Source organism: Cyanobium sp. BA20m-p-22, from assembly GCF_024346275.1.
Taxonomy (GTDB): Bacteria; Cyanobacteriota; Cyanobacteriia; order PCC-6307; family Cyanobiaceae; genus Cyanobium_A.
Genome location: NZ_JAGQCQ010000068.1, coordinates 1 through 13,207, shown reverse-complemented (window position 1 = coordinate 13,207; position 13,207 = coordinate 1). Strand labels below are relative to the sequence as shown.

The following is a 13,207-nucleotide window of genomic DNA, read 5'->3' as shown; positions in this document are numbered from 1 at the left end:
GGCATCGTGGTGGAAGGCCTCACCCGCTTTGGCATCGCCCACCAGATCGGCCTCGGCGCCTTGGTGGATGGCTACGCCGCCTGCCGCACCCAGTTCCTGCCCTTCTGTTTCTGAGCCCCTGCGCGGTTCTCGCACCCACTGCCCCCGGCTAAGCCGGGGGCTATTAGCTGGAGGGCGGCCTGCGGGCCGACACGATCAGCAGGTTCTGGAGTAGCTCCTTGCTGCTGATCAGAAGGTGGGCCAGCCAGGTGCCCGTCAATCTGGGCTCAGAGACCCGATCGCCCCTGCAACGGCTGATGGCCTGCTCGATCTCGGCCAGCTCACGAGCAATGTTGCGCACCATCGCCTCGGTGCTCTCGCGGGGGCTGGGCCGGAGGGGGAATTGCATCAGCTCCACTTTGCCCGTCCTCTCAACCATCGGGGGTGACGCTGACATCGCCCTCCAGCAGCAGGCAGGTTTCCTGTTCGTCGTAGGCCCAGTGGAAGGTACTGATCTCACAGCCCCAGATGGGCCAGCACCTTGCCTGCTCTGACTCAGGTCCCCATAGACCGTGCGGATGCTGACTCTGGGGCTTACCCCGGAGCGTTGGGCGGAGATTGCAGCAGCCTGTTCGGTGAGGGTTGTTGCGATGGTGATGGAAACCCAAGAGACGGATCAGACCAGCTGCTCATCGCTGAGCTCGCCGCTGATATAGCGATGTAAGACGGTGCTGATAAGAGTTTGGTAAGGCATACCCAGCCTCAGTGCCCTGACGCGCAGGGCCTCTAGGTCAGAACCGGAAAGCCGGATGTTAATTCGTTGGTCCTTCTGGCCGGTGACCTGGGCTGACTCTCTGAGCTGATTGAGCAGATCAGGAGTAGCAATTGAACTCAGCGCGCCCGACTCCACAGCTTCTAGGAGCTCACGCTCGTCTTTATCGAGTAAGTCGTTGTTAGAGGGAAGGTGGCTTTGCATCGTCATGGCATGTCTTGACGGAGGTAGTCGCGTGTGGCTTTTCGGCTGGGAATAATCGTTTTAAGAAAGAGGTAGTCGTCGTCTTCCACGTATGGAACGAGGTAGACGTATTGATTCACCTCAACAACAAGGATGCACTGGCCCGGATATTGCTCTGGATTGGGGTGGGCCAACACATCGAGCAAGCCTCCAATTTCGATGGCCACAACAACAGCCTCGAAATGGATGGACCGTTGGGCACCGAGCTGCTGGTTTTTATCACTGCTCCAGCGAAAGGGCTTCATAAGCGCAGTTTAGGTTCTCTGTCTGCCGTTTGTCATCAAGAAGCACTGAGCTGCTGCGGCAAGAGCTAGCAGCCGAGCGCCCTGGTGGATGGAGCCTGAATTGCCGATCTCGCTCCACCCGGCCTTGGCGTCACTGCTACCCCGCCTACAGCTGGTGCAGAACTGCTGGCACTTGCTGGCGGGCCGCCGTGAGCACTCCCCGCCATCGGGCTTCTTCCGCGATGCCCTGCGCACCTTGGCCGGAATGCTGGCCTCCGGCCATTGGCGGATCTGGAGCGCCACCACCCAGCTGGGGTGATCAGCAGTTGCTGGGTGGCGGGCCTGAGCAGGAGCAGGCAATCGAGAAGCTCTCCTCCTCCGGGCCGATAGCGGGTTCGGTTGCAGCCGGCGGCGATGCCCCACTGCAGAAAGCCGACGTGATCGCTTACGACACGGCACTGCTGCGCCAAGAGAGCGAGACCGTTTATGCCAATCCCCGCTCCAGCGCAGGCGGGCCTGCTGCGTGGTTGAGCGCTGGCAAAGATCAGCCCCCGCAAATTTACCAGTGGCAAGCACCAGCGCAACGCAGTGCATTGGGGCCCCACCCCATAGCAGCCGTTTGCAGATGCCCGGCTGCTGCTGGGCGAAAACGCCACCCCTGGTGGTACCACCTCTGCTGTGGTGGCCAGCCACGTGCTCGAGTGCTTTCTTAAGCGCTCTCGTTACATCACGGCATCCGTCGCGCCTCACCCAACGCTCTAGATCAGAAGCGGTACGGCGGAACGGCGAGCTCCATCACTCATTGAGTAACTTGCGGAGATGAGCCGACCTTCGTAGCAGCCATGCCAGACGAGACCATGCCAAACGAGACCATGCCCGGCGGAAGGCCATCCCATGTAGTTGTCGTCGGAGCTGGCTGGGCTGGTTGGGGCGCAGCCAAGGCACTCTGTGAAGCCGGTATTCGTGTCAGCTTGATTGATGGGATGCCCGATCCAACGGGCAGTCAAGCAATCACGACCAAAAGTGGCAAACCTTTCGAGGCAGGCACCAGAGGTTTTTGGAAAGACTATCCCAACATCAATGCCCTAACCGATGAACTCGGCGCTGGCGATATCTTCACTGACTTCACAACCAGTGCCTTCTGGTCGCCCGATGGGTTAGAAGCAACAGCGCCTGTCTTTGGAGACGCACCCCAATGGCCAAGTCCCCTTGGCCAGATGGTGGCAACAATGACCAACTTCACTCGACTACCCATTCAAGATCGGCTCAGCATCGCAGGGCTTCTCTATACGATGCTTGACCTATATCGCAGCGATAAGATTTTCCAGCAGTACGACGATCTCGATGCGCAATCACTCTTTGTCACGCTCGGCATCAGCGATCGACTCATCAATGAGTTCTTGCGCCCCACCTTGCTGGTTGGCTTGTTCAAGCCTCCCGAAGAGCTTTCGGCCGCAGTCACCATGGAGCTCCTCTATTACTACGCGCTGGCCCACCAAGACTCATTTGATGTCCGTTGGATCAAGTCGAAAAGCATCGCTGAACATCTGTTTGCGCCCCTGAGTCGAAGGCTGATTTCCCGCCATCATCTGCAGGTCCTTGGGGGAACGTTGGTGAGACGGGTGAATGTGTCGCCTGACTCGCGGCGCGTCTGCTCGGTTGAGCTTATGAACGTGGCAACCAAATCAGTTCAGGTGATTGACGATGTGGATGCTGTGGTCATGGCCGTTGGCGCAAAAGGGCTCAAGTCTCTGATGGCTCAATCTCCAGAACTCAGCAATGCAGTACCAGAGCTTGTTAGGGCTGCTTCGCTTGGTTCCATCGATGTCGTGTCAGCACGTCTGTGGCTGGATCGGTATGTTCCAATCGCATACCCAGCCAACGTGTTTTCCCGCTTCGAATCACTGAAGGGCTCTGGGGGCACTTTTTTCATGCTGGATCAGCTGCACAAGGATGCTCAACAGGCTCTCTGGGGTGATGAGCAGCCCCAGGGCTCGGTGGTAGCCAGCGACTTTTACAACGCATCGGCTATCGCAGCGATGAGTGATCAAGAAATCATCGATCTGCTTGCGCGCGAGCTGCTTCCCATCGCCCATCCAGAATTCACCAATGCCAGGGTGGTTGATTCCGAGGTACGGCGCTATCCAAGCTCGGTTTCGCTCTTTTCTCCGGGCAGTTTCAGAAAACGGCCACCATTGGAAACCTCAGTGCGCTCGATCGTCTGCGCTGGCGACTGGGTGCGGATGGGCGACAAAGAACATGGAGCAAAGGGTCTGTGCCAGGAACGAGCCTATGTGTGCGGGCTGGAGGCAGGGAACTCCCTGATCAGACGCAAGATTGTCAACGGTGCCGGTCACTCCCATCCCGTTCTCCCTATTCGGGCAGACGAGCCACAAGTCGTTCTAGGCCGTGCTCTCAACAAGCTCGTAATGGATCCAATCGAAGCCCTTGGCCTGAAACTGCCGTGGTTCAACATCGCCGCATCAGCAAGGCAGTTCTCAATAACATCACCCCACGGCGATCCTCGGCGACGGAACCCTGCTGGCCCCCCTGACTAAGGCCGCTTACCGCCTCTGCGCACGCCCGGGGCAGTTGTGCCAGATCTGAACGGCATCTCGCTTGCCCCGGGGCCGGATCTGCTGGTGGTGGGCAGCGGACTGGGGGGGCTCTGCGCCGCCGCCATGGCAGCCCGCCATGGCCTCGAGGTGCTGGTGCTTGAAGCCCACGACCAGCCCGGCGGCGCGGCCCATGGTTTCCAGCGCCAAGGCTTTGCATTCGAATCCGGGCCCTCCCTCTGGAGCGGGCTGGGGAGCTGGCCCAGCAGCAATCCGCTGGCACAGGTGCTGCGGGCGATCGGGGAGGAGGTGCGGGTGCACCGCTACCACGAGTGGGGCCTACTACTGCCCGAGGGCCAGCTGCGGGTGGGTGTGGGCCTGGAGCCCTTCCTGGCCGTGGTGCGCGACCTGCGCGGAGCTGCCGCCGCTGACGAATGGGCCCGCTTCATGCAGGTCCTGCAGCCCTTCTGCGCCACCGCCCGCTCCCTGCCGCTGCTGGCCCTGCGGCCGGGCCTGGGTACGGCGGCCGTCCTCGGCGGCCAGGGCCTGGGGCTGCTCGCCCAGGCGGGCAGGCTGGCCCAGCTAGGCGGTGCCTTCGGACCGCTCGCCCGTCGCCACCTGCGCGATCCCTTCCTGCTCCACTGGGTGGAGCTGCTCTGCTTCCTGATCTCCGGGCTGGGGATGGAGCAGACCAGCGCCGCGGCGATGGCCACCATGTTTGGCGAGTGGTTCGAACCCGATGCCGCTCTGGACTACCCGATCGGTGGCAGCCCCGCGGTGGTGGAGGCCCTGGTGCGGGGCCTGGTGCGCCACGGCGGCCGGCTTCAGTGCCGCTCCCCGGTGGCGGAGATCCTGGTGGAAGGTGGCAGGGCCTGCGGGGTACGGCTCACAGGGGGCGAACGCATCGCTGCCCGGTTGGGCGTGATCGCCAACCTCAGCCCCTGGGATCTGCCGGCCCTGCTCCCAGAGGGCTCCGTTTCCGAGCGCTGGAGGCGGCAGCGGCAGGCCACCCCGGCCTGTGCGAGCTTCCTGCACTGGCACCTGGGCCTGCGCGGCGACGACCTGGCTGAGCTGCCGATCCATCACGTCTGGGTGGGCGACTGGCAGCGGGGCATCGGCGCCGAGCGCAACATGGTGGTGCTGTCGATGCCGTCGCTGCTGGATCCCTCCCTGGCGCCCCCGGGGCATCAGGTGCTGCATGGCTACACCCCCGCCAACGAACCCTGGGAGCTCTGGGGGGAATTGGAGCGGGGCAGTGCCGATTACGAACGCCTCAAGCAGGAGCGCTGCGCGGTGTTCCACCAGGTGTTCGATGGCGTTCTGCCCGATTGGCGCGAGCGGGTGGTGATCGAGCTGCAGGGCACCCCCCTCACCCACCGCCACTTCCTGCGGCTGCACCAGGGCAGTTACGGCCCGGCCTGGCCCGCCGATCGGGGGCCGTTTCCCGCCGGCGGCACTCCTGTGCAGGGGCTGGTGCTCTGCGGCGCCGGAGTGTTCCCCGGCATCGGCGTGCCGCCGGTGGCCGTGAGCGGCGCCATGGCGGCCCACCACTTCGTGGACGCCCGTCGCCAGCGGCGGCTACTCCAGGAGGTGGGCATCCTGGAGGCCTAAGTCGGCCCTGGCCGGGCGCAAGGGCTTCTCCCAGCGGCCATAGAAGACCGTGAGGCGCTCGGCATCGTGGGCCTTGATCCCACCGGGATAGACGTGCACCACCAGCTGGCGGATCTCGCAGCGGGGAGAGGGAGAAGCCATCACAGAGTCGCCGACCGTGATGGCGATCGACACCTCCGCTCAGCCGAACATCAGCTGGACTCTGCGTTGGTAGTCAGGCTGCAGGCTCTGCGGCAGGGCGCCGATGCGCCGCAGCACTAGGGGCATGGCCAAGGTTGTCATTCGCGTCAGCCGCAGCCTGGATGACACCTTGAGGCCGCTTATCGCGAAGTCAGGCTGACTGGTGAGGATGTCGAGCTCATCATCCTGGGGTGGACCGTGCAGCCTGGAGCTGATGAAGGCGACAACAACATCCAGATGGCGATGACTCAGCGCCACCACCAACGCAGGCCTCAGCTTGCTGCTGGTCCCGTCGGTGAACGGGAAGGGCACCAGCACAATTTCGCCTCTGCTGAGCATCAGCCAACCAGAACCGGCTCGCCGTCCGAGAGGCTGTAGAGATCAGGTTCGTCTTCCAGATCAGCAAAAGCACCGGCTTCTATAGCCAGCTGCGCCAGATCCGCAGAGGTCAGTTCAGCGTCCTGCTCCATTTGGACAAGCAACCAGTGACGATCAGTCACCGGGAGGCTGCGGATTAGCGCCAGTAGGTTCTCAGCCGTTGGGGGAATGCTCATTCATCCACGCTATCCCGATTCCCTTGTCCAAGCGAGCCCACGAGGCAGCAGGGCAACAGCCCATCCAGCTCTGGATAGATAGGCATCGCCGGCACCGCGAGCTGCTGCTCAAACAGCACCTGGGCCGCCAGAGCCGAGAGCCGGGGCCAGCGCCCACTGCAGAAGGCCAGATCCTCCAGCAGCTGCCAGCAGCACTGCTGGAGGCGGGATTTGCGGGGCAGAGAGGCCATCGGAGCCCATTCAGGAGCCGGTGGAGACCGCTGCGTAGGCCTGCATCCATCGTGGTATGGGCCCGTGACGTGATCTGGGGCCGATCCGCGGAAGTGCAGCACCGATGGGCCTCACCTTGATCGAGGCAGCCACTGGTTGTGTGAAAGAGCCCGAGAGCCGCCTGGAGCACCTGGCGGTGATCAAGACCTTCGCTAGGGGCGAACTCCTCATCTGGTTGCCGTTCATGAACATCGTCGGCGGCGGCGCCAGCGACGAGGGTCATGCCGCCGCCAGGGCTCTGCTGCAACCCGGTGCTGGACACCCCGGCCGGAGCCGCGGAGCCCGAGCCGCGCTCGGCCTCAGACAACCGGACGCAAGGGCTGCTCCCAGGCTTCCTCTGGGCAGATCAGATCCCAGCAGCTGCCGATTGGCTCGGGCAAAGAGAAGAGCACCAGCTGCCGAGCTGCTGTGGTTGCCGGAACGGCCTTGGGCTGCTTGGTGATGCTGGAGCGGAGCAGGGTGGAGGTGGCTTGCATCGCAGGAAGGAGAAAAAAAGCCCCCACTCGCGCCCACTAAGCCGCAGGGTCAAGGCCGTCCAGGTGGCACCGAAAGGTGCACTCAGTAATTCCCACCGGGCGCTCGCCTTGGCCTTGACCCTGCTGGCCCACTAACCGCGGTGTCGTGGACACAGGACGGGCCGCAAACGGGAAAGGCCCGGAGCAAGGTCTCCTTGCGTAACTGCCCATTCGGCTGCTGGCCATCACGAACCAGAGGCGCCAATGTTGATAGCATTGCTATCGACGCTGTGATGTAGCCATGCCAGATCTGTTAGTGCGCGGCGTCGATGCCGCCCTGGTCCAGGCGCTCAAAAAGCGCGCTGGTGCCCATGGCCGCAGCCAGGAAGCGGAACTGCGGGCGATCCTGTCCGCTGCGCTGCTGAGCCCACCGCGGCGCAACCTGGCGGAATTACTGGCGGCCATGCCGGATGTCGGTGTGGACGCCGATTTCCAGCGCCCGAACGATCAAGCAGTGGCCCGTGATGTTTTTGATTGACACCAACGTGATCAGCGAGGCCCGTAAGGGCCGCCGCGCTGATGCGGGTGTGCAGGACTTCTGGGCAACTGCTGCCCGCGACAACACCCCGCTTTTTCTGGCGGCGGTCAGCATCGGTGAGTTGCGGCGAGGGGTGGAGTTGATTCGCCACAGGGGGGATCAACCGCAAGCCAAGCTGCTGGAGCAGTGGCTGGCTGAGGTGTTGCAGACCTACGGCGATCGGGTGCTGGACCTTGATGGCGATGCAGCCCAGATTTGGGGGCGACTGCGGGTGCCCAATCCTCACAACGCCATCGATAAGCAGATCGCCGCCATCGCCCTGCTGCACGACCTCACAGTGGTTACGCGCAACATTGATGACCTCGCTGGCTGCGGAGTGCGGCTGCTGAATCCGTTTCAGCCCCCGCCGTGATGCACAACCTCAGCTTGATGGTTCCCCGACCCTCACCCCTCCATCCGCGGCAACCCCAACCGATAACCCCACGGTTGTGCTGATAAGCGGGGCTAACAACTGTCTTGAACCCGGGGAGCCAGGCGATCCAGCAAGGGGCATCCACAATGAATACGCCTCCAGCTCAATGCCTCTCATGCCAGATCACGACGAACGGAAGCTCAGCGTTCGCGAAATGATCAACGCCCACCTGTTCCCAGTACTGGCCTTGGCCGCCACGGCAAGCGCAATCTCGATTGCCATGTCGCTTGCCCCCGTCGCTGGGCAAGCCGCACGGTGGAACAAGTGCTACGACGCTGGGCTGGCATGGCTGGAGCGCAGCAGTCCCAGCATCAAGGGCGGTGACCTCACGGCCATTGCAGCCAACTTCTGCAATGGCGGGCTGCCCAACAGACCTGCTCGGTAAAAAAATTCCCTCCACTATCCGCGGATGGTCTAGGGCGCCAAACCTTGTTAAATATAGCCGCTGCTAGAACATTAAAACTGGCAGCCGGCTGGATGGATTGCGACCATGCGCTGATACTCCTACCTCGCAGCGATGCCTTTACAAAATAACAAGTAGAGCGTCAACAAGGCAACAACCGCAATCCAACGGCCGACCTGTCGCGATAGTTTTCGGCAGGTTTTAAAACTCTTGAAATCGGCGACTCTATGATTCAAGCCAGGAGAAACAACAAGATTGTGCTTCAGGCAGTAATACATATTGGTGGGCGACGCGCAAAAGTCTAATTTAATTTTAAATGACGGACACATGTAAAATACTTATCATTTGACAGCTCGCCGAAATGGGCTGGCTTCAATGAGAAGCATTGCTGACGCCGGCAAATCTTCATTGAAGTTGCTCATAAAATCGAAACATCAGCGCTAATTCAAACACTGGGGTTGCTATGCATCGAATCCTGTACATCCTTCTGGCACTTAGCACCACCCTGTACCCTGCTGTATCTATGGCTGAGAGCCAGCCATCTCCCGCAGCAGCAAACCGCCACCAGGCTCGAGATGGTGTGATCAGACTTTATGGTGCCTGCGGCCCGCAAAATGCCTTGCGCAAAGTGGCAGATGCATGGGAACGGAGCAACGATCTGATTGTCAGGATTACCTGCGCGCCAGAACCATCCTGGAGCCGACAAGCACAGGACGACGCGGACATCATCTGGGGAACATCAGAGCAATCAATGACTGCTTTTCTGCAGTCATTTCCCAACTTCCCATCGGAAGCTGTTGTGCCAATCTATCTACGTCCTGCCATCATCGCCGTCAAGACTGGAAACCCACGCCGAATTCAAAGGTTCGAGGATTTGCTCCAGCCAGGCATCCGCATCGTCGTCACCGAAGGATCTGGCATTGCCAATACCTCTGGCACGGGTATTTGGGAAGACATAACCGGGCGACTGGGGAAGCTGGAGGATGTCAAGCGCTTTCGCCGCAATATCGTGGCTTTTTCAACGGGTTCCGGCGCCAGCTTTAAGGCATTCAAGGAGCTTGATGCCGACGCCTGGATCACCTGGCCTGAATGGGTTGTTGACAATCCTGATGTCCTCCAGGCAATTCCCATCTCGAGTGATCGAAGCATCTGGAGAGATCTGAATATGGCTCTGTCAGCCTCTGCGGATCCACAAGCCGCATCCTTCCTTCGATTCCTGGTTTCCGATGAGGCGCAAAAGCTGATGGGTAGGGCCGGCTATGTACGCTAGGCCACCTCAGGATTGTTCAGTGGCTTAACGCCTGTCATCAGCAATGCAGCCAAGATCAACAAAGCCCCATCAAGGTGTGCACGCTGAGCGCTTCGCCAAGCAGTAGATAGGCACTCCCCAGTGACACAAATATCGCGCCATTACCCCACAGCGCCACCGTGATCGCCCCTAGCCCGCGGTAACTCATCAAAAGCAACAGTTCACCGCCAAGATTTATACAAGCTGTGTACACCTGAAGCAGACCATACAACCACCACTAGCGCATATTGAGAAACTGCTCTGGACCATAAAAACAAAGTGTGATCGCCCCGAAGACCAACGCTGCCAACTGCCAGCTCGGCGGAGAACCACCGCCTCTGACAATACTAAAGGTATATTTATGCTAGCCAATCCTTATTTCATTAAGAAAGGCACAGTGGACATCTCCACCATGCCTTCCAAGAATACCTAGCAGAAGTCGCTAGAGGGAAGTGATGAGGCTCTGTTGATACGTTGACGCAGCTTACGACTAAAAGCAAAGGCAGCAAAAATTCCTAAAGCGGGTAGCGGGCCTGGCACCTGATCTGACGGGCCTGGCCCTGAACTCGGCCCGGCGAAGTTGAATCTCAAGGTAGCCCCGGTTGATAGGCCGGAGATAGATTCTGCGTTGTAATAGAAGGAAACTCGGCTAATACTTGTATTAGCTTGTAGTGCAACAGTAGCATCTCTACTTTTATTAAAATTAGTCGTGTCCTGCAAAAATCCACTGATCGAACTGGCACCAACCCAGCCAGTGTTGTCAGCGGTAGCCCAACCTAACGTAGGGTTGGTATTTGACCAAGTTGGTGTAGTATAGGACGCGCCATCCGGATCTCAGCCATCAATACGGGATAGAGTCAGGTTAGCGAAAGGAATCAAAATATTTGCCTGGTCGTATGCTGCTATTGCTAGGCCTTCATAAGAGTCAAAGTCTGAAAAAACCATGTAAGACTGTGAGCTCAGTAAGTTCGCAAAGGTAAAGTCGAGCTGAGCAAGTTCTTACGTACCGCCAGTCTCGATTCCATCAAAAGTCATCCGGAACATCGGCTGAACCGTGCCACCAGTCCAAGCAGGATTATTAGTGCCAGCTTCGCCGAAATTAACAGAATCTTCCAAGAAATAATGCCACCGCCTATAAATGGAGCCGTGACACTCAAGTCACCTGTGCCTAGAAAGTTGTAACTTTCAGCAGATGCACCTTGCGAACCAAATCCTGCAGGGTTTGCAAAAACAAAAGCATTCGCATGGGCCTTGATGGGCAACAGTGCGATGGAATCCATCACCGCAATTGGAGCCGCTAGGCGAAGCGAAACTGGGACCCGCATGTCTTGATTTGAACTGAAAAACAGCATAACCCCAATACCATCTGACAGCGACATGATGTAAAGGGCTTTACAGCCCGCAAGCGAGTGGGGTTCCAGGGAGCCTCGGGTATCAGTTGCCGGGCTCTGCGCCAGAAATGGGGTGTGAAACTCAGAAAAAAGGCATGGGAAATTGCGGTTCCCGAGGCCAATACGGTCAATATCCCCACTCACCTTGATGGTTGCGAAGCTGCTGGGAGAGGTCGATCTGCCCATCTTGCTGTTTGCCTTTTGCCAGGAGCATCAAGGGCGACAGAGACCACAGACCGGCAACCGGAACGCCCACCCTGCGGCAGCTGGACCCAAGCCGATGTCCGGCCACGGCGGCAACGGGCGGCAAGGCAGGCACCGCTGACACGTTGTGGATCTTGCTCAACAGCGACGCAGCCAGCCCAACCAAGCTCGCTTTACATGCCCATCAACTGAAGCATGAACATTCCCATCTCGGCTGGCAAATGGGATCCGTCTTGAGCGACGGACAGAAATGGGACCGATGACCTGCTCGCGCGAAAGACAGGCCTCGCCAACTCCTATTTTCAAAGGTCCCAAGGCTACCGCCCTGAAAGGATCCTCAGTAATTCTTCTTGTGCTGCTTGGCTTCCATACTGGCTTCGAGGCAGTTCAAGGCAACAAAACTCAGGCCAATGTCCGCCTTGGCATCACAATCCAAGCCTTTGCCACTTCCTTTTGGGGGATCAATGTTTACCAGCGCGTGTCCAGGGTCCTTAGGGTCTTCGGAGAAACGTATGGCTGCATTGCCGCTCGGACACTCCACATATGGCGTACTTTTCAGTAGGTCCATTGAGGCAATGATGATCTTGCTGGTGGTGCCAGCATCCATACAAACAGCACGCGTAAGCTGCTGACGGTTATATGCAGTCATGAGATTGACTTGTTGCGCATGGGCGCTCATTCCGGCGCCGGCGATCAAGGAAACCGCAAGCAATCCCAGATTCGAGAATTTCAATTTCTAAACCGACTGAATCAATCAACCTACCATCGCAAGCTAAAAATTGGCCGCGCCAGGACCCCATTGGGGCATTTCTGCCCTTTATGCGGCTATAGTCATATAAGTGAGAGCAGTACCAAGCCATGGCCCAAGCAACCAGCCAGCGCATCACCGTTCACGACCTGGCCCAGCAGTTAGCTGAGCAGCGGGTGAAGGTGGTCGACGTGCGCGAACCTATGGAATACGCCGGTGGCCATATCGCCGGCAGCCTGAACGTGCCCCTCTCGCGCATCACCCAGGCCGACCTGCCCCAGGGCCCCCTGGTGCTGGTGTGCCAAAGCGGCAACCGCAGCACCAAGGCCCTGACCCAGCTTCTGCAGCAGGGCTATCCCCATCCCGTGGTCGACCTGGAAGGCGGCGTTCCGGCCTGGCAACAGGCAGGGCTACCGGTGCGCAAGCTCCAAAACGCCCCCCTGCCCCTGATGCGTCAGGTGCAGATCGCCGCCGGGTCCCTGGTGTTGCTTGGGCTAGTTCTCAGCCATGCCCTTGCACCAGCCTGGATCCTGCTCAGCTGGTTCGTTGGAGCAGGGCTGGTATTTGCCGGTGTAAGCGGCTTCTGCGGCATGGCCAGGCTCCTGGCGGTGATGCCATGGAACCGGGTGAGGGCCTAGAAAAGAACTAGCCGCCCTGCCCATCCACCAACCCTTTCCCTTGCCCCCATGGCTGAGCAGAACGAACGCAATTTCCAGTTCAGGCTTCGCAGTAGCCATCGAGCTCCGGAGTACCAAACCAGCAACCTGGTGGTGGAATTCCTCGCCGATAGTGGCCTGTGGGAGCCCCAGCAACTCAGCATCACCATGCCGGGCTTTCGGCTCTATCTGATTTCGCTGTTGCTCTGTCAGCACTTCTACCTGGTGGCCAATGCCAATGAAAGGCAGATCCCCCTGCAGCAGGTGGATGCAGACTTTGAGGTGACAACCAGCAGCGATTGGATTGTGAGCTCCGTGGTGGGCGATTTCCGAATTCGCATCGAGCAGTTGGCTGCAGGCGAGTCTGCCCAGCCCAGCAGCGACTCCATCGACTTTCTGGAGGAGCGGATGAAGCTCTGCCCCATATCCCGCAATCTGCCAGACAGCGTAATAAAGAACATTCACCTCTCCGCACTCGCCTGATCCATGCAAGTCCCTTTTGACCTGATCGTGCTCGGCGCCGGCTCCGGCGGCCTGGCTGCAGCCAAACGCGCCGCGCTCCACGGTGCGCGGGTGGCGATCGTGGAGGGTGACCGGGTGGGCGGCACCTGCGTAATCCGCGGCTGTGTGCCGAAGAAATTGCTCGTGTACGGCTCGGCCTACA

The 13,207-nt window shown here is 59.6% G+C and carries 20 protein-coding genes and 2 pseudogenes; 11 read left to right on the top strand and 11 right to left on the bottom strand.

The window, feature by feature from the left end; translation table 11 throughout:
• A pseudogene (locus tag KBZ15_RS07915) lies at positions 1-114 on the top strand (high light inducible protein); the annotation flags it as partial.
• A gap of 49 nt (positions 115-163) precedes the next feature.
• On the opposite strand, the gene KBZ15_RS07910 reads toward KBZ15_RS07915, so the two are convergent.
• The 4 genes and pseudogenes from KBZ15_RS07910 to KBZ15_RS07895 form a co-directional block, all read right to left on the bottom strand.
• Entirely contained in the window at positions 164-388 is a 225-nt protein-coding gene (locus tag KBZ15_RS07910) for a hypothetical protein (RefSeq protein WP_255014658.1), read from the bottom strand.
• Positions 389-413: 25 nt separating this feature from the next.
• A pseudogene (locus KBZ15_RS07905) lies at positions 414-521 on the bottom strand (cupin domain-containing protein); the annotation flags it as partial.
• A gap of 134 nt (positions 522-655) precedes the next feature.
• Positions 656-961 carry a CopG family antitoxin gene (locus KBZ15_RS07900; RefSeq protein WP_255014657.1) on the bottom strand — a complete coding sequence of 102 codons (306 nt, stop codon included), beginning with the start codon at positions 959-961 and terminating at the stop codon, positions 656-658.
• Complete coding sequence (locus tag KBZ15_RS07895; RefSeq protein WP_255014656.1) at positions 958-1,239, bottom strand: PQQ-dependent sugar dehydrogenase; 282 nt, start codon at positions 1,237-1,239, stop codon at positions 958-960. The genes KBZ15_RS07900 and KBZ15_RS07895 overlap by 4 nt, the downstream gene beginning before the upstream one ends.
• A gap of 88 nt (positions 1,240-1,327) precedes the next feature.
• On the opposite strand from KBZ15_RS07895, the gene KBZ15_RS07890 reads away from it, so the two are divergent.
• From KBZ15_RS07890 to KBZ15_RS07880, 3 genes are all read left to right on the top strand, one after another.
• On the top strand, positions 1,328-1,537 hold the full coding sequence (locus KBZ15_RS07890) for a hypothetical protein (RefSeq protein WP_255014655.1): 210 nt from the start codon (positions 1,328-1,330) through the stop codon (positions 1,535-1,537).
• A gap of 523 nt (positions 1,538-2,060) precedes the next feature.
• On the top strand, positions 2,061-3,776 hold the full coding sequence (locus tag KBZ15_RS07885) for an FAD-dependent oxidoreductase (protein WP_255014654.1): 1,716 nt from the start codon (positions 2,061-2,063) through the stop codon (positions 3,774-3,776).
• Positions 3,777-3,812: 36 nt separating this feature from the next.
• Entirely contained in the window at positions 3,813-5,384 is a 1,572-nt protein-coding gene (locus KBZ15_RS07880) for an NAD(P)/FAD-dependent oxidoreductase (protein ID WP_255014653.1), read from the top strand.
• Here KBZ15_RS07880 and KBZ15_RS07875 read toward each other — a convergent pair.
• From KBZ15_RS07875 to KBZ15_RS07855, 5 genes are all read right to left on the bottom strand, one after another.
• A complete protein-coding gene (locus KBZ15_RS07875; RefSeq protein ID WP_255014652.1) occupies positions 5,352-5,558 on the bottom strand; it encodes a hypothetical protein in 207 nt (68 codons plus the stop codon). The genes KBZ15_RS07880 and KBZ15_RS07875 overlap by 33 nt on opposite strands.
• 6 nt (positions 5,559-5,564) lie before the next feature.
• On the bottom strand, positions 5,565-5,903 hold the full coding sequence (locus KBZ15_RS07870; protein ID WP_255014651.1) for a type II toxin-antitoxin system PemK/MazF family toxin: 339 nt from the start codon (positions 5,901-5,903) through the stop codon (positions 5,565-5,567).
• Positions 5,903-6,034, bottom strand: coding sequence for a hypothetical protein (locus tag KBZ15_RS07865; protein ID WP_255014650.1), 132 nt, complete (start codon positions 6,032-6,034; stop codon positions 5,903-5,905). Before KBZ15_RS07865 ends, KBZ15_RS07870 begins: the two co-directional genes overlap by 1 nt.
• Before the next feature lie 80 nt (positions 6,035-6,114).
• A complete protein-coding gene (locus tag KBZ15_RS07860) occupies positions 6,115-6,348 on the bottom strand; it encodes a hypothetical protein (protein WP_255014649.1) in 234 nt (77 codons plus the stop codon).
• A gap of 339 nt (positions 6,349-6,687) precedes the next feature.
• Entirely contained in the window at positions 6,688-6,864 is a 177-nt protein-coding gene (locus KBZ15_RS07855; protein WP_255014648.1) for a hypothetical protein, read from the bottom strand.
• Positions 6,865-7,144: 280 nt separating this feature from the next.
• On the opposite strand from KBZ15_RS07855, the gene KBZ15_RS07850 reads away from it, so the two are divergent.
• The 4 genes from KBZ15_RS07850 (at position 7,145) to KBZ15_RS07835 (ending at position 9,526) form a co-directional block, all read left to right on the top strand.
• Entirely contained in the window at positions 7,145-7,381 is a 237-nt protein-coding gene (locus KBZ15_RS07850) for a FitA-like ribbon-helix-helix domain-containing protein (RefSeq protein ID WP_255014647.1), read from the top strand.
• On the top strand, positions 7,368-7,793 hold the full coding sequence (locus tag KBZ15_RS07845) for a type II toxin-antitoxin system VapC family toxin (RefSeq protein WP_255014646.1): 426 nt from the start codon (positions 7,368-7,370) through the stop codon (positions 7,791-7,793). The genes KBZ15_RS07850 and KBZ15_RS07845 overlap by 14 nt, the downstream gene beginning before the upstream one ends.
• 214 nt (positions 7,794-8,007) lie before the next feature.
• Complete coding sequence (locus KBZ15_RS07840; RefSeq protein ID WP_255014645.1) at positions 8,008-8,238, top strand: hypothetical protein; 231 nt, start codon at positions 8,008-8,010, stop codon at positions 8,236-8,238.
• 541 nt (positions 8,239-8,779) lie between these two features.
• Complete coding sequence (locus KBZ15_RS07835) at positions 8,780-9,526, top strand: substrate-binding domain-containing protein (protein WP_255014644.1); 747 nt, start codon at positions 8,780-8,782, stop codon at positions 9,524-9,526.
• Positions 9,527-10,575: 1,049 nt separating this feature from the next.
• Here KBZ15_RS07835 and KBZ15_RS07830 read toward each other — a convergent pair.
• On the bottom strand, positions 10,576-11,121 hold the full coding sequence (locus tag KBZ15_RS07830) for a hypothetical protein (RefSeq protein WP_255014643.1): 546 nt from the start codon (positions 11,119-11,121) through the stop codon (positions 10,576-10,578).
• Positions 11,122-11,476: 355 nt separating this feature from the next.
• Positions 11,477-11,872, bottom strand: coding sequence for a hypothetical protein (locus tag KBZ15_RS07825; protein ID WP_255014642.1), 396 nt, complete (start codon positions 11,870-11,872; stop codon positions 11,477-11,479).
• A gap of 125 nt (positions 11,873-11,997) precedes the next feature.
• On the opposite strand from KBZ15_RS07825, the gene KBZ15_RS07820 reads away from it, so the two are divergent.
• The 3 genes from KBZ15_RS07820 to KBZ15_RS07810 form a co-directional block, all read left to right on the top strand.
• Positions 11,998-12,525 (top strand): rhodanese-like domain-containing protein, encoded by a 528-nt coding sequence (locus KBZ15_RS07820; protein ID WP_255014641.1) that lies wholly within the window; start codon positions 11,998-12,000, stop codon positions 12,523-12,525.
• A gap of 48 nt (positions 12,526-12,573) precedes the next feature.
• On the top strand, positions 12,574-13,026 hold the full coding sequence (locus KBZ15_RS07815) for a hypothetical protein (RefSeq protein WP_255014640.1): 453 nt from the start codon (positions 12,574-12,576) through the stop codon (positions 13,024-13,026).
• A 3-nt stretch (positions 13,027-13,029) separates the two neighbouring features.
• Positions 13,030-13,207 (top strand): FAD-dependent oxidoreductase (locus KBZ15_RS07810; RefSeq protein WP_255014659.1); only part of this gene is annotated, 178 nt, incomplete at its 3' end.